A 23,962-nucleotide genomic window follows, 5' to 3' on the forward strand; every position below is an offset into this window, starting at 1 on the left:
CAGCCCCGGTCGGTGGGGAACTCGCCGATGGCGTCGGTACCGTCGGCCACCAGCCGCCACAGGTCCTGGGGGGACCGGACACCGCCGGGGTACCGGCACGCCATGCCCACGATCGCCACCGGCTCGTCGCCGCGCACGTCCACCGCGGCGACCCGCTCCGCGCCCCCCGTACCAGTGATCTTTTCGCCGAGATACCGGGCGAGCGCCGTCGCCGTCGGGTACTCGAACACGACCGTGGGCGGCAGCCGGAGCCCGGCCGCCGTGCCGATCCTGTTGCGCAACTCGACGGCGGTGAGGGAGTCCAGGCCCTGCTCCCGGAGCGCCCGATCCGGTTCGAGTGCGCCGGGCCCGTCGAGGCCGAGCACCCCGGCCGCCTCCGCGCGGACGAGATCGAGGAGCGCTCCGTCCCGTTCGGCCGGGGACAGCCCGGCCAGCCGCCGGGGCAGCGCGGCGGATCTCCGGCCGGCGGTCGGCGCGGCCGCCCGGCCCGTACGGGGCAGCAACTGCCGGAACACGGCGGGGACCTCGTCGTGTTCTGCCCGCAGCGCGCCCAGGTCGAGCCTGGCGGGCATCACGACGGGCCGGTCGGCGGCCAGCGCGGCGTCGAGCAGCGCGAGCGCCTCGCCGGTGTCCATCGCGGCGATGCCGCCGCGCCGCAGCCGTGCCCGGTCGGACGCGGTGAGGTGCACGGTCATGCCGCCGGCCTCGGCCCACAGGCCCCAGGCGAGCGAGACGGCCGGGAGCCCCGCCGCACGACGGTGCTCGGCGAGGGCATCCAGGAAGGCGTTGGCCGCCGCGTAGTTGGCCTGCCCGGGGCCGCCGACCGTGGCGATCGCGGAGGAGAACAGCACGAAGGCGGTGAGGGGCAGGTCGCGGGTGAGGTCGTGCAGGTTCCAGGCCGCGTCCGCCTTCGGGCGCAGCACCGCGTCGACCCGCTCCGGGGTGAGGGCGGTGACGGTCCCGTCGTCGAGGACGCCCGCGAGGTGGACGACCGCGCGGAGCGGACGGTCGGCCGGGACGGCGGCGAGCACCTCGGCCAGTGCGGCCCGGTCGGCCGCGTCGGCGGCGGCGAACGCGACCTCCGCGCCGAGGGCGCGCAGGTCGGCCGCGAGTTCCGCGGCGCCGTCGGCGGCGTCGCCGCGGCGGCTGACCAGCAGCAGGCGCCGCGCCCCGCGGGAGCTCACCAGATGCCGGGCCACCAGACCGCCGAGCCGGCCGGTGCCGCCGGTGATCAGCACGGTGCCGTCGAGCGCCGGGACGTCCGCGTCCGGCGGCTCCGCTCGCGAGACCGGCCCGAGTCGCGGCACGCGGGCCTCTCCGGCGCGGACGGCCGCTTGGGGTTCGCCGCTCGTAGCGGTGGCCGCGACGGCCCGCGCGGAAGCCTCGTCGTCGTCCAGGTCGAGCAGGACGAACCGTCCAGGGTGCTCGGTCTGCGCCGTACGGACGAGGCCCCACGCCGTCGCGCCCTCCGGAGAGGGAGCCTCCGGCGCGCCATCGACGGCCACCGCGCCTCGGGTGACGACGACCAGCCGTGCGGCGTCCAGGAGTTCGTCGGAGAGCCATGCCTGAACCAGCGCGAGCGTCCGCTCGGCGATCGAGTGCGCCGCCGCGTCCGGGGCGACGCCATCCTCCAAGGGAGCGACGCCGTTCAGCGGACCGGTGAGGACCAGGTCGGGCACCGGAGCACCGTTGCCGACCGCGTCCCGAAGAGCGGCAAGGTCCGGGTACGCGTCGGCGGTCAGCCCGCCGGCGCGTGCAATGGCGGGCGCGGCGTCGTTGCCGAGCACGGCCCAGCGGGTGGTCTCCGGGACGCCGAGCGGCAGCGGCTGCCACTCGACGCCGTACAGGTGCCGAACGGTCCGGGCGGGGGCGAGCCGCTCGACGCCGGTCGCCCGCAGGGCCAGAGAGCCCGCCGCGACGACGGAGGTGTCGGTGTCGTCGGTGACGACGACCTCGACGGTGCCGGCCCCGGTGGGGGTGAGGCGCACTCGCACCAGTTCCGCGCCGCTGGAGGCCGCCGAGAAGCCGGTCCAGGAGAAGGGCAGGAGCATCCCGCCCTCGTCTTCGCGGAGAAGTCCGATCGCCGCCAGCGGGTGGAGTGCGGCGTCGAGCAGCGCGGGGTGAACGCCGGTTCGGTTCGCCTCGCCCCGCAGCGCCGCCGGGAGGGCGACCTCGGCGAACAGGGCGTTGTCGAGCCGCCACGCGGCCTGGACGTTCCGGAACGCCGGTCCGTACTCGTAGCCGTGCTCCCGGAGGCCGTCGTACAACTCGGTGACGTCGAGTTCCGTCCCGCCCTGCGGAGGCCACACCTCGGACGCGGGCACGGTTTCGACGCCGGACGACTCGGCCGAGACGAGACCGGTGGCGTGCCGCGTCCACTCGCCGTCACCGACCCGGGAGAACAGCTTCGCCCGCCTGCGCCGCGACTCGTCGACGGCCCCCACGACGACCTGGATGTGGACGTCGTCGTCCTCCGGCACCGGCAGCGGCGCCTCCAGGGTCAACTCGTCGACCGTGCCGCAGCCCAGCTCGACCCCGGCGCACGCGACCATGTCCAAGAGCGCGGTGCCGGGCGCCACCAGGGCGCCCCGGACGGCGTGGTCGGCGAGCCACGGCCGCGCCGAGCGTGACAGCCTGCCGGTGAACACGTGCCCGTCGCCCTCGGCGAGTTCCGTGGCCGTGTGCAGGAAGGGATGCCCGACCGCGTTCCCGCCGCCGGCGCTCGGCTCGATCCAGTACCGCTGCCGCCGGAACGGGTAGGTGGGCAGGTTCACGTGCCGCGCCGGGCGCCCGTCGAAGACGGCGTGCCAGTCCACGTCGATCCCGTGGGCGTGCGCGTGGCCGAGGGAGGTGGCGAAGCGGGCCCAGCCGCCGTCGTCCCGCCGCAGCGACTCGACGACGACGGCGTCCGCGGCGCCGGCCGCCTCCAGGGTCTGCTCGATCGTCGTGGCCAGCACCGGGTGCGGGCTGACCTCGATGAAGGTGCCGAACCCCTCGGCCAGCAGCGCACGGACGGCCGGTTCGAACTCCACCGGACGCCGCAGGTTCTGGTACCAGTACTCGCCGTCGGTGCGGAACGGCTCGTGCCGGAGTCCCTGGACGGTGGAGCGGAAGGCGAGACGCGGCGTGCGCGGCGTGACCGATGCGAGCCTCTCCGTCAGCTCGTCCTCGAGCGCCGCCATGTGCGGGGAATGGGAGGCGTAGTCCACGGGGACGCGCCGGGCCCACACGCCGTTGGCGTCGCAGTGTGCCAGCAGTTCCTCCAGCACGTCCACATCCCCGCCGACCACCGTCGAGGAGGGACCGTTCACCGCCGAGACCGACAGCCGTCCCTCCCAGCGGCCGATCAGGGCCTTCACCTCGTCGTGGGAGGCGGACACCGTCACCATCCCGCCGGTGTTCGCCAGGGACAGCAGCGCCGTGCTGCGCAGCGCGACCACCCGGGCGGCGTCCGAGAGTGTCAGCGCGCCGCACAGGTAGGCGGCGGCGATCTCCCCCTGCGAGTGGCCCATCACCGCGTCCGGCTCCACGCCCACCGAACGCCACAGTGCGCCCAGCCCCGCCACCACGGCGAACGTCGTGCACTGCACCACGTCGGACCGGTGTGACCCGGCGGTCTCGGCGTCCCCGCGCAGGACGTCCCGCACGGACCAGTCCAGGTGAGGCTGTAGCGCGTCCGCGCAGGCGAGGACCTCCTCCCGGAACACCCGCGAGGTCTCCATCAGCTGAGCCGCCATCCCGACCCACTGCGAGCCCTGCCCTGGGAAGACGAACACGACCTTGCCGCGATCACGCGCCGTGCCAACGGTGACGTTGGGCGCGGACGCTCCGCTCGTCAGGGCGTCCAGACCGGTGCGCAGCGTGGCGCGGTCGGTGCCGGAGACGACCGCGCGGCGGGCGAACGAAGCACGGGTGGTCGCCAACGCCCTGCCGATGTCGGCGACGGAGGCGTCCGGGTCGGCGTCGATGAACCGGAGCAGCCGTGCCGCCTGGTCCCCCAGCCCGTGCTCGGACGGGGCCGACAGCAGCCACGGGACGGTCACCTCGCCGTCCCCGGCCGCGCCGGTGTCGGCCGCGTCTTCCTCGGGAGCCTGTTCCAGCACCACGTGCGCGTTGGTGCCGCTGATGCCGAAAGACGACACCGCCGCCCGCCGCACCGGCGTTTCCGGCCAGGGCCGCGCCTCGGTCAGTAGCCGGACCGCCCCCGCCGACCAGTCGACCTGACGGGTCGGCGCGTCCACGTGCAGGGTGCGGGGCAGCGACCGGTGATGGAGCGCCATCACCATCTTGATCAGCCCGCCGACCCCGGCCGCGGCTTGCGCGTGGCCGATATTCGACTTCAGTGAGCCCAGCCACAGCGGCGCGTCCACCGGACGGTCCCGCCCGTAGGTCTCGATGATGGCCTGCGCCTCGATCGGATCGCCGAGCCTGGTGCCGGTGCCGTGCGCCTCGACCGCGTCCACGTCGGACGGCGCCAGACCGCCGCCGGCGAGCGCCTGCTGTATCACCCGCACCTGGGACGGCCCGTTCGGCGCGGTCAGCCCGTTGCTCGCCCCATCGGAGTTGATCGCGGACCCGCGGATCAGGGCCAGCACCCGGTGGCCGTTGCGTTGCGCGTCCGAGAGCCGTTCGAGCACCACCATCCCGGTGCCCTCCGACCAGCCGGTGCCGTCCGCCGCGTCGGCGAACGCCTTGCACCTGCCGTCGGGGGACAGCCCCTGCTGGCGGCTGAACTCGACGAAGATGCCGGGCGAGGCCATCACGTTCACCCCGCCCGCGATGGCGAGCGGGCATGTCCCGTCGCGCAGCGCCTGGAGGGCGAGATGCAGCGCCACCAGCGATGACGAGCAGGCGGTGTCCACGGTCAGCGTCGGGCCCTGCAGCCCTAGCGTGTAGGCGATGCGACCGGAGGCGACACTGGCCGTCGTGCCGGTGAGCAGGAAGCCGCCGAGCCCGTCGGTTCCCTCGGTGAGGCGCGGCCCGTACTCCTGCGACATCGCCCCGACGAACACGCCCGTCCGGCCGCCGCGCAGCGACAGCGGGTCGATGCCCGCCCGTTCCAGGGCCTCCCAGGAGACCTCCAGCAGCAGCCGCTGCTGCGGGTCCATCGCCAGTGCCTCACGCGGGCTGATGCCGAAGAACGCCGGGTCGAACATGTCGGCGTCCATCAGGAACCCGCCCCGCCGGACCGAGGAGGTGCCCGAGGAGTCCGCGTCCGTGTCGAAGAGGGCGTTCAGGTCCCATCCGCGGTCGCCGGGGAAGTCCGAGATGGCGTCGGTCCCGGTCTCCACCAGCCGCCACAGGTGCTCGGGGGAGCGCACGCCGCCGGGGAAGCGGCAGGCCATTCCCACGATGGCGACGGGGTCGTCCGGACCGGCGGTGACCGTCATCGCCGGTGCGTCCCGCGGTGGCGCGTCGGTGGCTCCGGTGAGCCGGTCGTGCAGGTACTCGGCGAGGACCGCCGGCGTCGGATGGTCGAACAGCAGGGACGCCGGCAGATCGAGCCCGGTCGCGGCCACCAGCTTGTTCCGCAGTTCCACTGCGAGAAGCGAGTCGAAGCCGAGCCGCTTGAACGACCGCCCCATGTCGATGCCCGCGTCATCGGCGTGTTCGAGGACGGCGGCCGCTCTCTTCCGCACCAGGTCCACCAGCGCCCGCTTCAGTTCCGCCTTCGGCAGAGCGGCCAGGCGGTCGGCCGCCGACTGCGGTACGGGGGCGCTCGGCCTCTCCGGCGCCGTCGTCTCGGGTTCAGGGGTCTCGCGCTGCTCGGCCTCCGACGGAAGCCAGTAGCGACTCCGCTGGAAGCGGTAGGTCGGCAGCGGCACCCGTTGAGGCCGCCGTCCCTCGAAGAGCGATTCCCAGTCGACAGGCCCGCCCTGGACGTGCAGGCGGGCCATGGAGGTGACGAACGCCGGCCAGGACGGCTTGTCCCGCCGGAGTGTGCCGACCGTGACCGCGTCGCCGTCGGTGGCGTCGATGGTGTGGTGGACGGACGTGGCGAGAACCGGATGGGGGCTCGTTTCGATGAAATATGTGTGACCGGCATCAAGAAGCCCGGTGAGAGCGGTGTGGAACTGTACGGGGTTGCGGAGGTTGTCGTACCAGTATTCGGCGTCGAACGCGGGGGTCGTGCCAGGGCGAGCGGTCGAGTGGAAGGGAATGTGGGGCTCGGTGGGGGTGATGTCGGCGAAGGCTTCGAGAAGCTGTTGGCGGAGAGGATCGATGTGGGGCGAATGGGAGGCGTAGCCGATCGGAACCGGACGCGCGTTGACGCCGCGCTCTCGGTAGTGGTGGAGGAGGCGCCTGAGGGGGTCCAGATCGCCGGAGACGACCGTGCCGTGGGGAGAGTTGACCCCGGCGACGCTCAGCCCGGAATAGCGGGTCAGATCATCGGTGACCCGGTCGGGGGGGAGGGGGACGGCGGCCATGCCGCCGGTGCCGGCGATGGTCCGGGCGACGAGCCCGCGGTGCGTGATGATCTTCGCGGCGTCGTCGAGGGTGAGGGCTCCGGCGATGTGGGCGGCGGCGATCTCGCCCTGGGAGTGGCCGACGACCGCGTCGGGAGTGACGCCGTGGTGCTGCCACAGCCGCGCCAGCGCGGTGGTGACGGCGAAGATGGCGGGCTGGACGACGTCGACGCGGTCGATGTCCGGGGCACCGGGCCCGCCGCGCAGGACGTCCAGAAGCGACCAGCCGGTGTGCGGTCGCAGGGCCTCGTCGCAGGCGTGCAGGTGCTCGGCGAACACCGCCGAGTTCTCCCGTAGGTCCAGCCCCATGCCGGGCCACTGGGTGCCGTGCCCGGGGAACACGAAGACCGTCTTGCCGGGTTCGGTGATCCGGCCCGTGATCAGGCCGGCCGTGTCCTCCCCTTCGGCGGCCGCCGCCAGACCGCGCAGCAGCCCGTCGCGGTCGGCGCCGAGGACGACGGCGCGGTGTTCGAAGGTGGACCGGGTGGTGAGCGACGACCAGCCGACATCGACCGGCTCGAGATCCGTCCGCTCCTCGACGCCGGCCCGCAGCGCCGCGGCCTGTGCGCGGAGCGCCTTCTCGTCCCTCGCGGAGAACGCCCACGGTATTACCGGCATGGCGGGAGGGGCCGTGTCCTGTGCCGGGGCCGTGTCCGGCGCGACGGCCAGTGGTTCGGCCACCACCACGTGGCAGTTCGTCCCGCCCATGCCGAACGAGTTGACGCCCGCCACCAGCGGCGCGTCCGGCCGGGGCCACGGGCCGAGGGCGGTGCGCACCTCGATGTTGAGCGCGGCGGGGTCGATCCTCGGGTTCGGCGCCGCGTAGTTCAGGCTCGCCGGGATCTGGCGGTGCTTCACGCTGAGCGCGGTCTTGATGAGACCGACGATCCCGGCGGCGCCTTCGAGGTGGCCGACGTTGGTCTTGGCGGAGCCGACGTGCACGGGCCCGTCCGAGCGGGCAACGCCGAGAGCCGCACCGACCGACGCGGCCTCGATGGGATCGCCCACCCTGGTGCCGGTCCCGTGCAGTTCCACGTACTGGACATCGCCGGGCTCCAGGCCCGCCTTCTGGTGGGCCAGCCGGATCACGTCCCGCTGAGCGTCCACGCTCGGGACGGTGAGGCCGTCGGTGGCGCCGTCGTTGTTCACGCCGGTTCCGCGGATCACGCAGTAGACCGGGTCGCCGTCGGCCAGCGCGCGCGACAGCGGCTTCAGCAGGACGAACCCGCCGCCCTCACCGCGCACGTAACCGTTGGCGCGGGCGTCGAAGGTGTGGCATCGGCCGTCCGGCGACAGACCGCCGAACCGCTCGGTCTCCAGGGCCGTCCCGGTCGCCACGTTCAGGTTGACACCGCCCGCCAGCGCCGTGGCCGACTCGCCCGACGCGATGCTCTCACAGGCCAGGTGCACGGCCACCAGCGCCGACGACTGCGCGGTGTCCACGGTGAGGCTCGGGCCGCGCAGCCCGAGCGCGTACGAGATCCGGTTGGCGATGATGCCCCGGCGGGTCCCGGTCAGCGTGTGCTGGGTGCCGGCCTCGGGGCCGCGCCGGTGCAGCAGGGCCGCGTAGTCGTCGCCGATGGCCCCGACGAAGACGCCGGTGCGGCCGCCCGCGAGCGTCGCAGGGACGATCATCGCGTCCTCTAGGGCCTCCCAGGCCAGTTCCAGCATCAGCCGCTGCTGCGGGTCCATGCTCGCGGCCTCGCGGGGTGAGATGCCGAAGAACGCCGGGTCGAACCCGTCCACGTCGTCGAGGAACCCGCCGTGCCGGAGCCCGGCCGTCCGCGCCGCGCCGGTCCAGCGGTCGGCCGGGGTCTCGGTGATGGCCGACCGGCCGTCGCGAAGCAGCCGCCAGAACGCCGCCGGATCCGGCGCCTGGGGCAGACGGCAGGACAGTCCGACAATGGCGATCGGGTCATTCGACACCGGGCGTGCGCCCCCCAACTCAGCGAAATCCGTCATGGCGTCCTGGCAGCCTTCCTCGCACACCTGGCGGTTCAGTCCTCCATGTAAATGGTGGCCTCGGCGATCGTCGTGTGGTCGTCGGGCCGTTCGACGAATTTGAACGTCCGCGTTCCGGTCTTTCCGGCGTAACGGCCGCTGACGCCGATCGCGGGAAGCCGGTTGACGGCGAATTCGCCGCTGTTCGGATCCTCCTGGCGGACCGTCCCGGTCCAGCTGATGACGCCGTCCGCGAGCTTCTCGGTGGCCGTCATCAGCTGCATCAGGCCGCCGTCCTCGGGGTTTCCGAACACCACGGCCATGCCTTCCGAAGTGGACACCAGATTGCCGTCCGGGTCGTAGAGCTCCTCGGTGAAAGTGACGTGGTGCCCGACACCGGGGCGGGTCTCCCGGTGCACCGTCGTGTGGCAGACTTCGCGAAGATTTTCCAGGTGCATGAAAGTCCCTTCTAAGGTTGCGACGCTTTGGCGGAAGGAATGCCCGCCAAAGCATCATGCGCAGCAGGGCCTTAATTCAAGCTAGGGTGTCACTGATTGTCATTGCCTCATCAGGTCACGTGCACCTCGGGTACATAGCGGATCCAGCGACCGCCGGACTGCTGAAATTCTTGCTCCTTGGCTATGATTTCCTCGGCGTGGTTCCAGGCGAACAGCAGTGCGTAGTCCGGGTACGGGTCGGAGAATGCCGCCGCGGGCCTGACCGGGATGTGCCGGCCCGGGGTCAGCCGGTTCTGCTTGCTCGGCGTCGTGTCGCACACGAACGACACCAGGTCGGGGCCGATCCCGCAGAAGTTCGTCACGGTGGCGCTCTTCGCGGTCGCGCCGTACCCGACCACGCGGCGTCCCTCCGCGCGCAGCCGCTCCAGCAGCGCCACCAGATCGTCGCGGATCTTGTGAACGTCCGCCGTGAACGCCCGTAGCGACGCGAGGTCGGTGACCTTCCGGTCGCGTTCGTCGGCGAGCAGCCGCCCGACGGCCGCCGTCGGCGTGCGCGCACCACCCCGCGCGAGCGTGTAGCGCACCTCGCCGCCGTGCACGGGCAACCGCTCCACGTCCACCAGCTCGAACCCGAACCGCTCGGCCATCGCCCGCACGGAACCGGCCGAGAACAGGTAGAAGTGCTCGTCGTAGATCTGGTCGAACGAGTTCTTGGCGACGATGTCGCCGAGGTAGGGGTCCTCGAAGACGAACACGCCGTCCGGGGTGAGCAGCGCGTCGGCACCCTTCAGAACCGACTCCAGGTACGGGATGTGGCACATGGTGTTCGCCGCGTAGATGACGTCCGCGGGCCCCTCGGCGGCACGTACCTCCATGGCGGTCGCCGCTTCGAAGAAGTCGGTGCGTATCCGCATCCCCTTCGAGCGCGCCACCTCGGCCACGCCCGTCGAGGGCTCGAACCCCAGATGCCGGACGCCCGCCGCCTGGATCGTGCCCAGCATGATCCCGTCATTGCAGCCGACCTCCACGACGAACGGGTCCGGTCCGGTCAGCTCGGTGGCGAGGAACCGCTGCGCGGCCTTGGCGAAGTGCTCCCGCATGACCGAGGAGCCCGACGAGTGGTACGGGTAGTCCTCGTGGAACATCAGGTGCCGCGGAACCTCCTCGGTCAGCTGCACCATGGTGCACGTGCGGCACCGGCCGACACCGAGCCGGTAGAAGAACTCCTCGCCCTCGTCGTCCGGCGCCGGGAATCGGTCGGACAGCGGTTGCCGACCCAGGTCGAGGAACTCTTCGACGTCGCCGTCGCAGATGCGGCAGGAGACCGGTGCGGTCGCGTCGGTCGCTCCAGGCATGATCGAACTCCTTCGGTGGGTACGGACTCCCGGCGGCCGGCCGAGGTTCGGACTCGGGACGGGTTCCGGAACGTCACAGCTCGGCCAAGACCTCGCGCAGCGCGTCGATCACCTTGTCCTGGCGGTCCCGCGGCAGCGACGGGTACATGGGAAGCGAGAAGATCTCGCCGGCGAGCCGCTCGGTGACCGGCAGCGATCCCTCGGCGTACCCGAGCCCGGCGAACCCGCTCATGGTGTGGACCGGCCACGGGTAGCTGATGTTCAGCGAGATGTCGTACCGCTTGAGCCGCTCGATGATCTCGTCCCGGCGGGGATGCCGGACGACGTACACGTAGTAGACGTGCTCGTTGCCCTCCGTCACCGACGGCAGGGTCAGCCCGCCGGGGCCGGTGAGGTCGGCCAAGCCCTCCTCGTATCGGCGCGCCACCTCGCGGCGACCCGCGATGTAGGCGTCCAGGCGACGCAGCTTGCGGCGCAGGATCTCGGCCTGGAGTTCGTCGAGACGGGAGTTGTGCCCCGGCGTCCGGACGACGTAGTAGACCTTGTCCATGCCGTAGTAGCGCAGTTGCCGCAGATTGCGGCCGGTCTCCGCGTTGTCGGTGATGACCGCCCCGGCGTCGCCGTAAGCCCCGAGCACCTTCGTCGGATAGAACGAGAACGCCGCCGCGTCACCCATCGTCCCCGCCGTCCTGCCGTCCCGGCGGGCGCCATGCGCCTGCGCGCAGTCCTCCAGGATCACCAGCCCGCGCTCGGCGGCCAGACGCTGGAGCGGCGCCATGTCGACGCACTGCCCGTAAAGGTGCACCGGCAGCACCGCCTTGGTGCGCGGTGTGATCGCGTCCGCGACCAGGTCGGTGTCCATCAGGTGGTCGTCCTCGCGCACGTCCACGAAGACCGGCCTCGCGCCTGTGCCGTCGATCGCGACCACGGTGGGGGCCGCGGTGTTCGACACCGTGACCACCTCGTCGCCGGGCCCGATCCCCAGTGCCTGCAACCCCAGCTTGACGGCGTTGGTGCCGTTGTCGACGCCGACGCAGTACGCCACTCCGTGGTAGGCCGCGTACTCGGCCTCGAAGCCCTGCACGCTCTTACCGAGAATCAGCTGCCCGGACTCGAAGACCGTTTCCACGGCCGCCAGAAGGTCCGCCTTTTCCTGCTCGTACTCCGGCAGGTAATCCCATACACGAGTCGTCATTTCCCTCACCGTGACATTGGCGTAGAACGCGATGAGTCCGCTGAATTTGTGCCGCTCTTGTGGCGGGCCGCCCAAGTGCTCATGTAGTTGTTGTCCCGCTCGATCCCGAGTGCCTGCGCGCTCAGGAACTCCACACCGTCCACGTAGGCGTACGGCTGCATGAACCCGCCCGCCCGGACGTCGCGATAGAGCCGGGACAACGGATGGGCCCCGGTGAAGGACGCGCCGCCGAGCAGGGTGAGGCAGTCATTGACGATCGACGGGGCCAGCTGGTTGACCGTCAGCTTGGCGCGCTGGAAATGCCGCATCATCTGTCTGCCGCGTTCGCCGGGTTCCCCGGACAGGTCGGCGTTGAGGGCGTCGACCACGGTCAGCGCCGTCCCGACGGTCGCGCGCAGCACGTACAGGCGGGCGTCCAGCTCCGCCACCAGGGTCCGCGCCGCCGGCTGCGGGGCGCCGGACCGGCGCGAGAGCGCTTCCACCGCCAGGTCGTACGCGGCCTGCGCGACGCCGACGTAGCTCCCCAGCATGGAGACCGAGCTGACCGTCTGACCGGCGAGCACCGCGTCGTTCCGGGCGCCGACTAAGTCGCGCACCAGCACGTCCTCGGCCGGGATGGGGCATTTGTCGAAGACGATGTCCACGGTCCCGGAGGCCCGCATCCCGAGACCATCCCAGTTGTCCAGCACGGTGAACCCGGGAGTGTCGCGGCAGACGACCGGGGACACCAGTCTCGGCGGCTCGCCCGTCCCCTCCGTGGACGCGTTGATGACGAAGTGCGTGCCGATGGGCGCCATGGTCACCAACGTCTTGCGGCCGGACAGCAGCCATCCGCCCGAACCGTCGGGCGTCAGCGTCGTCACCGCCGAATGGTGGTCCTTGATGCCCGAGCAAACGACCGCGTCGCCCGCGACCATCATCCGCATGAGCCGCTCGGCCAGGGCACGGGCGTGCGGATCACCGTGCCGCCACTCGTAGCCGAGGGTCAGGCCCCGGCTCAGCTGCATGTGCAACGCGAGTCCGGTCGAGGCGTCGGCGTGCGCCACGTGGAGGAGCGCCACCGCCACGTCGTACAGGCGGTCCACCCCCAGTCCGCCCAGCTCGGCCGGAACCGTCGCGCCCATCAGGCCGTCTTCGCGGAGTGCGGCGAAGGTCTCGGTGGGGAACCTGCCGTCCCGGTCGTTCTCCGCCGCGGTGGACCGCATCCGCGGCAGATGCCCGGCCAGCCGCTCCATCAGGAGGCGGCCCTCGGGAGTGACCGGTGCATCGAGTCCCGTCGTCGTGTCCCGGCGTACCGTCCTCGGGGACATGACCTGCTCCGTCATGACGTGCTCCGTACTCTTTCCGTCGGCGGTCATCGGTGTGCTCTCGGTCGTCCGCTGCCGGCCGCCCGATCGTCTGGACGCGCACCCGGGGGTCAGGCCGTCACCCCGGCGGGGGAGTCGGCGTGCGGCCGGGGCGCCGCTCTGCGCAGCGGCTCCCACCAGGAGCGGTTCTCGACGTACCAGCGAACCGTCTCGGCGAGGCCGTCCTCCAGGTCGATGCGCGGCGTGTAGCCCAGCTCCGATTTGATCTTCGTCCAGTCGACCGAGTACCGCTGGTCGTGTCCCGGACGGTCGGGAACGTTCCGGACCGCGGACCAGTCCGCGCCCGTCTCGTTCAGCAGCCGCGCCGTGAGGTCACGGTTGGTGAGCTCGGTCCCGCCGCCGATGTTGTAGACGTCGCCGGGCCGTCCGCCCTCCACGACGAGCTGGATGGCGCGGCAGTGGTCGTCCACGTGCAGCCAGTCCCGGACGTTGCCGCCGTCGCCGTACAGGGGAAGGGTCTCGCCCTCCAGCAGGTTCGTGATGAACAGTGGAATGATCTTCTCGGGGAACTGGTAGGGGCCGTAGTTGTTGGAGCACCGCGTCACGCACACCGGTAGTCCGTACGTCCGGTAGAAGGAACGGGCCACCAGGTCCGCGCTCGCCTTGGACGCCGAGTACGGCGAGTTCGGCTCGAGCGGGTGGTCCTCGGTCCACGAACCGGTCTTGATCGAGCCGTAGACCTCGTCGGTGGACACCTGGACGACCCGCCGCACGCCCGCGTCCAGACAGGCGTTCAGCAGGGTGTGGGTTCCCTGCACGTTGGTGTGCATGAAGTCGGCCGGGCCGATGATCGACCGATCCACATGGGATTCCGCCGCGAAGTGCACGACGACGTCTGCGCCCGGCAGCACCTCGTTCAGCAGGTCCGCGTCGCAAACGTCGCCGACGACCAGCTCGAACCGGTGGTCGTCGAGGACGGGGGCCAGGTTCTCCTCGTTGCCCGCGTAGGTCAGCTTGTCGAACACGACCACGGAGGCGTCATCGAATTCCGGGTACGCGCCGGTCAGCATCTGCCGCACGTAGTGCGACCCTATGAATCCCGCGCCTCCCGTGACCACCACGCGATTATTCGGCGACATGTTCCAGCCTGCCCCGGTTCCTCTCGCTGGAGATCTCCATTACGTACCGGCCGTATTCCGAGTTCTTGTGTTTCCGGCCAAGGGCATGACAGGCGTCGGCGTCGATGTAGCCCAGGCGAAGCGATATTTCTTCCAGGCAGGCGATCCGGCCTCCCCGGCTCTGCCGCTCCCGGACGAAATGCGCCGCGCTCAGCAGCCCGTCGTAGGTGCCCGCGTCCAGCCACGTGCTGCCCGGCCCGAGCGAGTGGAGCCGAGCCCGGCCCTGCTCCAGATAGACGCGGTTCACATCGGTGATCTCCAGTTCCCCGCGTGCCGACGGCGTGATCTGGTGGGCGATCTCGACGACGTCGTGGGAGTACACGTACAGGCCCGTCACGATTTCCGAGCTGCGCGGCCGGGACGGTTTCTCCTCGATGCCGACCACGCGTCCGTCGGCCCCCTTCTCCACCACGCCGTACGGCCGCGGATCGGACACCGTGTGGCCGAACAGCGTGCAGCCGTCGACGTCCGTCAGGCTGCGCCACAGGACGTCCGGCAGTTCCGGGGCGTGGAAGATGTTGTCGCCCAGGATGAGGGACACCGGGTCCGAGCCGATGAAGTCGGCGCCGAGCCGGAATGCGTCGGCGATGCCGGCGGCCTGCGGCTGCTCGGCGTAGGAGATGTGCAGGCCCAATTCCACGCCATCGCCGAGCACCCTCCGGAACATCGGAAGGTCCGTTGGCGTCGAAATGACGAGGAAGTCCCGCACGCCGCCCAGCATGAGCGTGGACAACGGGTAGTAGATCATGGGCTTGTCGTAAACCGGAAGTAATTGCTTGGAGAGGGTGGCGGTCAGCGGATGGAGACGCGTTCCCGTACCCCCGGCCAGAATGATTCCCTTCACGGGCGGCACCTCTGGTCTAATTGTGCGAGTCGCAGAATGCAATCGCCGAGCAGTCTATTGTTGTGACACAAAAGGCTTCTTAAGGAGATCTAAGAACGGGCGGGACGGGGCTTGCACCCGGGTCGCGTATCGCGCTCCGGCGCTGGTCGCCCGCGATGTCATTCCGCGACGAACCGTCCGAACCCGCTGCGATAGAAGACCAGCGGCCCGGCGCGGGCCTTGTCGTCGGGCCAGGAGAGAAGGTTGACGCGGCTGACCACGATGACGTGGTCGCCCGCCGTGTACTCGGCCTCCACCGCGCATTCCAGCCACGCCAGCACGCCGTCGACGACCGGCAGTCCGGACGGGGACGGTGACCAGGACACACCGTGGAACTTGGCGGCGCCCGAAACGGCGAGGCGGCGCGCCAGATCACGCTGGTCGGCGGCCAGGAAACAGACGCACAGCCGCCGGCCCGCGTTCAGCCGTGGCCAGCTCACGCTGTCGCGCCCGACGCAGAACGCGACCAGGGGCGGGTCGAGTGAGACCGAGGTGAAGGAGTTGACCAGCAGCCCTGCCGGGCCGTCGACGTCGATTCCGGTGACCGCGGCGACACCGGTCGCGAAATGCCCCAGCACCCGGCGGAACTCGGTCGGATCGGGGTCTGCTCGGTGCGCACCGAGCAGACCGTCGCGCGGCTCGATTTGGCTCTTCGCCATGCGAATCCTTCCGCGAGTGCTCCGCCGAACGGCACGGTCCGGTCGCCGTCCGTTCATGGTCACCCGAACGGCTAAAGCCGGCCTTGCGCCCGCCGGCGATCGTGTGCCGGCCGGAGCCGCCGAGCCCCTTTCTGGTTTAGTGCCGTTTTAGGGAGCCGGGATATCAATTGGAGAAAAATGACGTCATCGGCCCGGGTGAGGCCGTCCACCACCCCGCTTCGGAGGTAGCATGATCGACAACATGGTTTTCGACCAGCGCCTTTCCAATTTCCAGCAGTGGCAGGAAACCCCGTGGGGACGGCTGCGCTATTCGATCGTCGGAGCCAACGTGCTCCGCCATATCGGCGAGCAGCCGCTGCGCGTCCTGGACGTGGCGGGCGGCAACGGCCGGGACGCCGTTCGGCTCGCCGCGCGCGGCCACCATGTCACCGTCGTGGACATCGCGCCGGTGTCCCTTGACGGCGCCCGGGAACTCGCCGCCCGGAGCGGAGTCGCCGACCGCGTCGAAGTCCGGGAAGGTGATGCGGCCGGCGTAGCGGCCATGTTCGAAGGACAAACCTTCGACCTGATCCTGTGCCACAACCTGCTTCAATATGTGCCGGACCGCGCTGCCGTGGTCAGATCGGTCGTGCGATGCCTCAAGCCGGGCGGCCTGCTGTCCGTGGTCGGGCCCAACGCTCACGCCGTATCGCTCGAGGCCGCCGTTCGCGAACTGGACCTTGACGCGGCCCTGCACGCCGTGGACTCCAGGGTCAAGCCCAACCAGGTGTACGGCCAGGACGTACCCGTCCTGACCGCGGACGAGATCGGCGACCACCTCCGCGACGTCGGCCTGGTCATCATCGGCCATCACGGTGTCATGAACGTCTGTAATCTCATCGCGGACAACGACATCAAGTTCGACCCCCAGTTCTTCGCCAGGCTGGAGAAGCTGGAACTCGCCCTGGCCGACCAGATGCCCTACCCGTGCACCGCGAGAATGTTTCACCTGATCGGTCGGCTGCCCGGCTAGTCGGCTTCCTGATCGACCGATGCGCGCGGCCTTTCAACGGGCCGCGCGCATTTTCGTTGCGCGCATTTTCGTTCAGGCCGGGGACCCGCCACGGGACTCGACCACCTTGATCACTTCCTGCGCGACCATGTCGACCTCCTCGTCGAGCAGGGCCTGGTGTGCCGGCAGCAGCAGGGACCTGTCCGACACGGCGTCCGTCTTCGGCAGGAGGGCGTCCGTGGCCCCGTACCGCCGAACACGGTGCAGCGGGTAGTAGCGGTAAGACGTGTAAATGCCCTTGTCCAGCAGACTCTCGCTCACTTCATTCCGGGTGTCGGTACCGTCGAACTGCACCCAGTAGAAGTAATGGGTCGAGACGTGGCCCTGCGGCAGCGGGGGTGGGACCCGGACGTCCGGAGTGTCGGCGAACGCGCGGTCGTACCGGGCGGCGATCGCCCGCCGCCGATCGACGAACTCGACGAGCCGGCCCAGCTGTACCAGACCCATCGCCGCGGTCATGTCGTTGCCGATGAGGCGGCGCCCGACGTCCTCGATCTGGAAGCTCCACCACAGATGCGGCGACTTGGCGGCTGTGGTGAAGGAGCTGCGGTCCTCAAGTCCGTGGTAGGCGAGCCGACGCGCCCGGCGGGCCACCTCGGGGTCGCGCGTGTAGAGCATGCCTCCGTCGCCGGTGGTGATGACCTTGCGGGCGTCGAAGCTCCACACGCCGAAGTCGCCCAACGTGCCGCAGGCTCGGTCGTGCACGGTGGACGCGACCGACACCGCGGCGTCCTCGATGAGCGCGATGCCGCGCTCCGCGCACAGGGCCGCGATCTTCTCCACTTCACCGGGGTAACCCCCGTAGTGCAGGATCATCACTGCCTTGGTGCGCGGAGTGATCGCGGCGGCGACGTCCTCGAGCCTGGGGTTGAGGCCGAACTCGTCGATGTCGCAGAACACCGGACGGGCACCGGCGTCCACCACCGAGTTGGCGTTGGCGACGAACCCGTTCGACGGCAGCACGACTTCGTCACCCGGCCCGATGCCGAGGAGCTCCACGGCGAGAAAGAGCCCCGACGTCGCCGAATTGAGAAACAGTACGTGTTCGGCCGGTACTCCGAGGTGCCGGGCGAACTGTTCCTCGAATTTCTGGGTGCGGGGTCCGTACCCGAGCCACTTGCTGTCGAACACCTCGCCGATCGCTGCGAGTTCCTCCGCGCCGACACTGGGCTGGGTGACATTAATCATGACGCGACTCCCGACACAGACCGCTCCATTTATTCCGAGTATCGGCAGCCCGACTGAAAAGCTTCTAAATCGTTCTTCCTCCGGCTTGTGGGCGGGTCCGGCCGTGGGGGCCGAGGAAGGTCATGTCCGTGTGGCGAGCGCCTCGAGCGTGGTGACGGTCTCGGCGGGGGAGGGCCGGGCGGCGTTTCGCTCGCTCATCGATCGGGCCGCGTCCCGGAAGGACGTTCCGGTGAGCAGCTCGGAGACCACGTCCGCGACGGTGTCCGCGGTGAGTTCTTCGGGTTTCATCGACGTTCCGGCTCCGCTCGCCCTCAGCAGTTCGGCGCCCATCGGCTGGGCGCTGATGGAGGGTACGACGAGCTGTGGCACGCCGTAGGCGACGGCGGCCAGGACCGTGCCGGGGCCGCCCTGGTCGATGAGCACGTCGCAGGTCGGGAGCAGGGTGGAGAGCGGCAACCAGTCCACCACGCGGACGTGCTCGCCGCGTGTGCCGAGCAGTTCGGGATCGACGTTGCCGAGAAGCGCGACGACCTCGACGTCCATATCGTCCAACGCGTCCATGATGAGCAGTGGAGCCTTCAGGGCCTCGCCACCCGCGAACTGGCCGGTGGTGGTGCCCCAGGTGATGCACACCCGCGGCCATCGCGCGGGTTCGTTCAGCCAGGACGGTGCGACGGCGGACCGGCTGTACGGAACGAACCGCGCCGCCTGCCGGTTCGGCATCCGGATCGCGAGCAGCTCGTCCGGGCAGGGGTCCACAACATGGGCCGCGTAGTCGGGGCCGAGCGGCACGTCCCGCTCGTCGAAGAACGCGACCAGGTCCTTGGGCCAGTTAGCGCGCACCTGCTGCTCGGACGTTATGTCGGCCCACAGCTGGGGCGGCATCGGCCCCCAGGTGTGCAGGACCAGAGGCGCCCCCGTCGCCCTGGCGATCACCGGCGCTACGAAGGCCGCCGGGTCCGCGACGACGAGGTCCGGCGACCAGCGGCGCGCGAACGGGACCAGGTCGTCCGCGATGGCCTCGGCGTTCCGGATGTGCGGGACGACGATCCGCTCGATGCTCGGTGGGGCGCCGCCGGACTGCGCCACGGTGCCGCTGACGGCCTGCTTCAGTTCACTGATGAAGTCGAAGCCGCGGCCGACCTCGACCGCGGGCAGGCCCGCCGCGGTCACTTCGTCGAGGAGCGGTGGCTGAACGGCCATCCGGACCTCGTGCCCAGCCGCGCGGAATGCCCACGCCAGTGGGACCAGCGGGTACAGGTGCGACGCGAAGGTGGCCGAGGTGAACAGAACCCGCATGAAAGGATCCCTTGCGATAGTGCGGCAGCGCCGATCGATGCTGTGAAACAGGCGTCTAGGAGAAGTAGATGTTTCGCGCGTTCGCTCGGACGGCGTCCACCAGGGACGCCTGACTCAGCGAGTCCCTGGACCAGTCTTCGGGGTGCTCTCCGTCGAGAACCGCCTGGGCGAAGGCGCGGATGCTCTTGGCGAACTGGTCGTCCGCGGGCAGGACGATCTGCTCGGCATGATCCTGCCGCTCGATCTGGACCACCGGCAGATAGGTCGCCGGAGGCGTGAAGACACGGTTCAGCCATAGGCGGCCGGTGCTGCCCCTGAACTCGTAACCGTTGGTGTAGGAGTGCTCCATGCCGAACGTGAGCTGTGCGGTCACTCCTCGCTCGGTGGTCAGGAGCGCATTGCCCCCGACCACGACGCCCAGCGACCGTTCATGACGCAGAACCGCCCCCGCGACGTCCAGGTTCATCCCGAGGAAGAGACTGGCCGCGCGGATCGGGTAGACGCCGATGTCCAGCAGCGCGCCGCCGCCCACGTCGGCCTGGTATCGGATGTCGCCCTGCGGCTTGGGAGGGATCGTGAAGCCGGCGGCGAACGACCGGACCTCTCCGATGGCGCCTTCCTCGAGCATGGCCGCGACCTGCCGGTGCTGGGGGTGGTGGAGGAACATGAAGTTCTCCATCAGCAGCAGCCGTCGTTCCCCGGCCAGTTTGAAGAGATGTTCAGCTTGGTCCCGGTCGGTGGTGAGTGGTTTCTCCGCGAGCACGTGCTTGCCGGCCCGCAGCGCCCGGTCGATCCACTCCGCGTGCAGCACGGCCGGAAGAGGCACATACACCGCGTCGATGTCGTCACGTTCCAGCAGCGCGGTGTAGCCCTCAACGGGCTCGCCCCCGAACCGCTCGGTGAATCGCTTTGCCCTGTCCCATTGCCGGCTGGCGATGGCCGTCACTTCGGTGAGCGGTTCGGCCTCCAGCGCGGGCAACGCGCGCCGCCATGCGATATCGGCACACCCGATCACTCCAACACGAACCGGGGTGACGTTCCCCGAATGCTCCATGAGAACTCCTATGCAGATCTCGGTGATGACTCGATGAAGGTGCGCGGTTGGGTGATCGCCTCAGAGAAGGTGCGGTTCCGCGGACGCCAGCGCCTGTTCGTGAGTCGGCAGCAGGCCGCGTTCGACCGCCTCGGCGAGGGTGGGGGCCGCCGCGTCCTTGTCCGACGTGATCGGTGCACCATCCAGCTCCCAGGGGATTCCTATCGCCGGATCGAGCGCCTGGACATCGATCATGGTGCCCGGCACGTATTCGGCGCCACAGAGGTAATTCATGCACGTATCGTCGGTCAGCGCGAGGAACGCGTGCCCGATGCCCTCGGCGAGATAGACGCCGACTCCGGCCTCCGCCTCCTGGAGCGTCACGTCGAATTTGCCGAATGTCGGGGACCCGACGCGCAGGTCGACCGCCACGTCCATTGCCGCGCCACGTACGCAGGTGACCAATTTCGTCTGGCCGGGCGGGAGCGTGGTGCCGTGAATGCCGCGGAGCGTGTTCTTCTTGGAGACCGAGTAGTTCACCTGCCGAATCTCGAAGCGGTGGCCGGCCTGCTGGAGGAGTTCGCTGAAGCGCCATGCCTCATAGAACTCGCCGCGCCGATCCGAGAGGTGCTTCGTTTTGATCCGGTACGCGCCGGGTATGGACGTCTCCGAGATTTCAATACCGTCCATGGTGGCTTCCTTCGATTGCTGGAGTCTTCATCGGAGTCACCCGAGCGCCGAACGACGTGTTGAAGGGATCGCCCTTCGGCGGAGGGCGGCGGGGAGGGCTGGTCGTGCGGTGATGGTGTCGGCTGTCAGTTGGCGGGTACGCGTTTTCCGCCGTTGGGTGCGTGCATGATCTGGAACTTGTCGAGCCTGTCGTTAAGGACGAACTCCTGCGTTTCCTGAAGGAATCGGCACGGTTCCAGGCCCAGTTCGTCGCGGATCCGTTTCCGTGCGGTCTGGTATACCTCCAGGGCGTCGGCCCGACGTCCTGACCGGCTGAGCGCTTCCATGAGCAAAGCGTAGAAATCTTCCCGCAGAGGGTATTCGGTGATAAGGGAATAGAGAATGCGAATGGCTTCCCTCGCTTGGTCCGATACCAGCAGTGAACGAGCGAGGAGCTCGACGCACTCGACGCGGAGTTCGTCCGCCCAGTTGGCGAACTCCCGGATGATCGGCCCTTCGTAGGACGACCCGTGGACGGGTTCGCGCCAGAGGCCGAGCGCCTGGGTCAGGCTTTCGGACGCGCCGGCATGGTCGTGCATGCTCATCTGCAGATGCCCCTTCTCCAGGAGTGCGACGAACAGGTCTAGATCGAGCTCGTCACGTCCCAGATTCAGGATGTAGCCGGGTGCGCGTGTGGTTATGACATCGCGGTTGAGGGAGAACTTGTTGAGGACCTTGCGAAGCTGCGAAACGTAGACGTGGAGCGAGGCGTCAGCACGCACGGGCGGTGCCTCCCCCCACAGTTCCTGCGTCAGCTGGTCGAGCGACACGACCTGTCCGTTGCGGACCAGCAGGCTCCGCAATAGGACCTCCATTTTGTACGTTCCAACGGAGGATGACTCACCGTTTACCGCGATGCGGACGGGTCCTAAGATCTCGTATCTCAATTCTTGACCTCCAACATTCGCGAACCTGCGATGGAGAGACATGCTGGCGATCGAAAGTTCGATGGCTGAACATGATTCGAAAACTCGAAATGACAGAGCAGGGGGCTCACGATCACCTCATCACGTTTGGTGATACCTTGAGTGATGTGGCGAATACGTTGAGCTGATTTCGCGTGAGCGTGTTATCTCCGCTCCCCGGCGCCTGTCGACACCCCCGTTCCTGGCCCCGTTGCCCCTCGTTCGGCGCGAACTCAAGCACGCTAACAATCTGGGCGAATCGAGAGAAGATCCAGCAGAATGTGATCTGAATCACAGTCGGGGGGAATGCATGTCAAGCTGGGAGTCTTACTGGAAGTTAACTCGGCTGTACCACAGCTTGTCGGACATGGCGCTATCCATGTCGGACGTGATCACGTTCATTTGCCCACTCGCCGGCAACTCGGCCATGTGCCCCGTGGGATGCCGGGTGGTGGCGAGAGAGCTGGGCAAATGGTGCGGGATCACCCACTGCGCGTGAGGCAGGACGGATCCGCCCGTGAAGGTTGGCGCGCTCCAGGCCGATCCGTCTTGTTATCGCAGGTACCGCCCAATCGCGGGCCGCCGATGCGCCGGAGCGTTCCTGGCGTGCTGGAGATCGTCCAGCGCGTCGGATAGAACTTTGATGAGCCGATCCATCGAGTCGCCACGGCATTTGGTGCGGATAGAGCCCATCATCAGGCCGATCAGCTCGGTCTGGACGCCGTGTAGCGCTTCCAGGACTTCACGTTCTAACGGGGGCCCGTCCAGCTCGGCGCGTGCTGTTCCGACAACCGCCTCGGTCGCGTATGCCCCCAAGGAAAGTCCAGCTCTGTCGGCCGCCAGTTGGACGGCTCTCAACTCGTCATCATTGAGTCGCAATGGGCCCACTCGATGATCACGACGTTGTCCTGTCTTCGTCCTTCGACTGGGCGCGGTCTTTTTCATGTGGCCCCCTTCCCCGGGAGCTGGCGAGGGTGTCGAGAGTCCGTATGCTAAACGATCATATGCGCGTCATGCAAAAAATGCGTGCCACGCCTTGATCAGCTCCCACCCCTCCGGCGCTCGCGCCCTGGCGCACCGCGGTGGTGGGCCGAGCGCTGCGCAGCTCATGGGCCTCACCGCAGATGACGGCCTTGGCGGCGTCGTTTTAGAGCCGCGTTAGCTCGGTCGGTGACCCTGGAGGCATGAGCCTGAACGACACCTTCATGGACGCCCCTCGTCCCGACGGTTGCGAGACCGTCCGTGTGGTTCTTGAAGGTGGCCCCGGCGGCCTCCCGTCCGAGTTGCGCCTCCGGCGGAACGACCTGGCCGCCAAGAGGGTCAAGATCCCCTGTCGCGGTGGTTACGAGCACTTTGAGCTGGTCGACGAGGCACGGCCGGGCGGCGATGGTTCGCCGGTCTTCCGCTGGACCATGCGGACCAAGGTCGCTGAATAGCCCACCGGCAGCGACGACGCGGCGATCGGACCCGCCGGTCGAGCACCTGGGCGTCTCGCGGGCCATCAGAGCCCAGGTGCCGGCTTCGAAGCCGGGCCGAACGCGCAGGTGTGGCTGGACGCCGCTACGCCCCATGGAATCCGCGGCCACCGAGCCGGCCGCCCGGCGCATCACCCGCACGCCCTAGCCAACCGCCGTCACGTGGTCCGATGACGATTTGCCGGCTGAAGCCAATGCCCTGCACGGTGGACCATCGCCGCGTCGTGTACGAGCTTTGGGACGCCGCCACGGTACAGGCATAGCCGCTATGAGCAGCGGCTGTCCGATACCGCGGTGGGCGATCGGGAGTTGTTGATGCATCTTCAGGTACACCGGTTCTTGTGCCGCAACGACAGCTGCGGCAAGAGGACCTTCGCCGAGCAGGTTCCCGGGCTGACCGTGCGCTACGGCCGCCGGTCGGTGGCGGCCGGTGAAGCACTGCGGGCGAGCGCGCTGGCGCCGGCCGGGCGCCCGTCTGGCCGAACGGCTGGCGACCGCGATGATCCGGATGAGCGCGGCCCACGTGATGAAGGGAACGCCGGGTTGTGCCCGGCTCCAAACGCCGTGCCAAGGGTGGCGCCAACCGGCCGAACCATCGGGGCCGGGCGCAAGATGCGCCGCAGCGCTTAGAGCGGCAGGACCCGGTCGCCGACGCCGGAGACAAAACCCCACGCCTCAGCAGGACCACTCGCAGCGATGCGCTGCCGATCCAGCAGCGACAGGAAACGAGAGGACCGAGACTCCTTCGCGGCCCGGGCGGCCGCTCCCGCCCTCCACCGGTATCCGGTCTGCGGCCGATCCCCAGCTGACGGCACGCCTCTACCGGTCTGACACGCCAC

At 69.3% G+C, this 23,962-nt stretch carries 15 protein-coding genes; 2 read left to right on the top strand and 13 right to left on the bottom strand.

Annotated features, from left to right (window positions below; all coding sequences use genetic code 11):
- From ACTWPP_RS38440 to ACTWPP_RS38475, 8 genes are all read right to left on the bottom strand, one after another.
- On the bottom strand, positions 1–8,393 hold an 8,393-nt coding region (locus ACTWPP_RS38440; protein ID WP_443109369.1), incomplete at its 3' end, for a type I polyketide synthase.
- 71 nt (positions 8,394–8,464) lie between these two features.
- Positions 8,465–8,866, bottom strand: a complete 402-nt coding sequence (locus tag ACTWPP_RS38445) for an allene oxide cyclase barrel-like domain-containing protein (RefSeq protein WP_443109370.1) — start codon at positions 8,864–8,866, stop codon at positions 8,465–8,467.
- Positions 8,867–8,976: 110 nt separating this feature from the next.
- Positions 8,977–10,221 (bottom strand): methyltransferase domain-containing protein, encoded by a 1,245-nt coding sequence (locus ACTWPP_RS38450; protein WP_443109371.1) that lies wholly within the window; start codon positions 10,219–10,221, stop codon positions 8,977–8,979.
- A gap of 73 nt (positions 10,222–10,294) precedes the next feature.
- On the bottom strand, positions 10,295–11,416 hold the full coding sequence (locus tag ACTWPP_RS38455) for a DegT/DnrJ/EryC1/StrS family aminotransferase (protein WP_443109372.1): 1,122 nt from the start codon (positions 11,414–11,416) through the stop codon (positions 10,295–10,297).
- Positions 11,417–11,421: 5 nt separating this feature from the next.
- Complete coding sequence (locus ACTWPP_RS38460; protein ID WP_443109373.1) at positions 11,422–12,741, bottom strand: acyl-CoA dehydrogenase family protein; 1,320 nt, start codon at positions 12,739–12,741, stop codon at positions 11,422–11,424.
- A gap of 92 nt (positions 12,742–12,833) precedes the next feature.
- On the bottom strand, positions 12,834–13,862 hold the full coding sequence (rfbB, locus tag ACTWPP_RS38465; RefSeq protein ID WP_443109374.1) for a dTDP-glucose 4,6-dehydratase: 1,029 nt from the start codon (positions 13,860–13,862) through the stop codon (positions 12,834–12,836).
- Positions 13,849–14,745: a glucose-1-phosphate thymidylyltransferase RfbA gene (rfbA, locus tag ACTWPP_RS38470; protein WP_443109375.1), complete on the bottom strand. Its 897-nt coding sequence runs from the start codon at positions 14,743–14,745 to the stop codon at positions 13,849–13,851. The genes rfbB and rfbA overlap by 14 nt, the downstream gene beginning before the upstream one ends.
- Positions 14,746–14,903: 158 nt before the next feature.
- Positions 14,904–15,443 (bottom strand): flavin reductase family protein, encoded by a 540-nt coding sequence (locus ACTWPP_RS38475; RefSeq protein WP_443109376.1) that lies wholly within the window; start codon positions 15,441–15,443, stop codon positions 14,904–14,906.
- A 229-nt stretch (positions 15,444–15,672) separates the two neighbouring features.
- Here ACTWPP_RS38475 and ACTWPP_RS38480 point away from each other — a divergent pair, with 229 nt between their 5' ends.
- Positions 15,673–16,455: a class I SAM-dependent methyltransferase gene (locus ACTWPP_RS38480; protein WP_443109377.1), complete on the top strand. Its 783-nt coding sequence runs from the start codon at positions 15,673–15,675 to the stop codon at positions 16,453–16,455.
- A gap of 72 nt (positions 16,456–16,527) precedes the next feature.
- Here ACTWPP_RS38480 and ACTWPP_RS38485 read toward each other — a convergent pair whose 3' ends face one another.
- The 5 genes from ACTWPP_RS38485 to ACTWPP_RS38505 form a co-directional block, all read right to left on the bottom strand.
- Positions 16,528–17,682: a DegT/DnrJ/EryC1/StrS family aminotransferase gene (locus tag ACTWPP_RS38485; protein ID WP_443109378.1), complete on the bottom strand. Its 1,155-nt coding sequence runs from the start codon at positions 17,680–17,682 to the stop codon at positions 16,528–16,530.
- A 120-nt stretch (positions 17,683–17,802) separates the two neighbouring features.
- Positions 17,803–18,981 (bottom strand): nucleotide disphospho-sugar-binding domain-containing protein, encoded by a 1,179-nt coding sequence (locus tag ACTWPP_RS38490; RefSeq protein ID WP_443109379.1) that lies wholly within the window; start codon positions 18,979–18,981, stop codon positions 17,803–17,805.
- 55 nt (positions 18,982–19,036) lie between these two features.
- Positions 19,037–20,035 carry a Gfo/Idh/MocA family protein gene (locus tag ACTWPP_RS38495; RefSeq protein WP_443109380.1) on the bottom strand — a complete coding sequence of 333 codons (999 nt, stop codon included), beginning with the start codon at positions 20,033–20,035 and terminating at the stop codon, positions 19,037–19,039.
- Positions 20,036–20,095: 60 nt separating this feature from the next.
- Complete coding sequence (locus ACTWPP_RS38500) at positions 20,096–20,704, bottom strand: dTDP-4-dehydrorhamnose 3,5-epimerase family protein (protein WP_443109381.1); 609 nt, start codon at positions 20,702–20,704, stop codon at positions 20,096–20,098.
- Positions 20,705–20,829: 125 nt separating this feature from the next.
- Positions 20,830–21,546: an AfsR/SARP family transcriptional regulator gene (locus ACTWPP_RS38505; RefSeq protein ID WP_443109382.1), complete on the bottom strand. Its 717-nt coding sequence runs from the start codon at positions 21,544–21,546 to the stop codon at positions 20,830–20,832.
- A 1,286-nt stretch (positions 21,547–22,832) separates the two neighbouring features.
- On the opposite strand from ACTWPP_RS38505, the gene ACTWPP_RS38510 reads away from it, so the two are divergent.
- Complete coding sequence (locus ACTWPP_RS38510) at positions 22,833–23,084, top strand: DUF5988 family protein (RefSeq protein ID WP_443109383.1); 252 nt, start codon at positions 22,833–22,835, stop codon at positions 23,082–23,084.
- Positions 23,085–23,962: the final 878 nt, after the last annotated feature.

This window comes from Actinomadura sp. 3N407 (assembly GCF_052245875.1).
GTDB lineage: Bacteria > Actinomycetota > Actinomycetes > Streptosporangiales > Streptosporangiaceae > Spirillospora.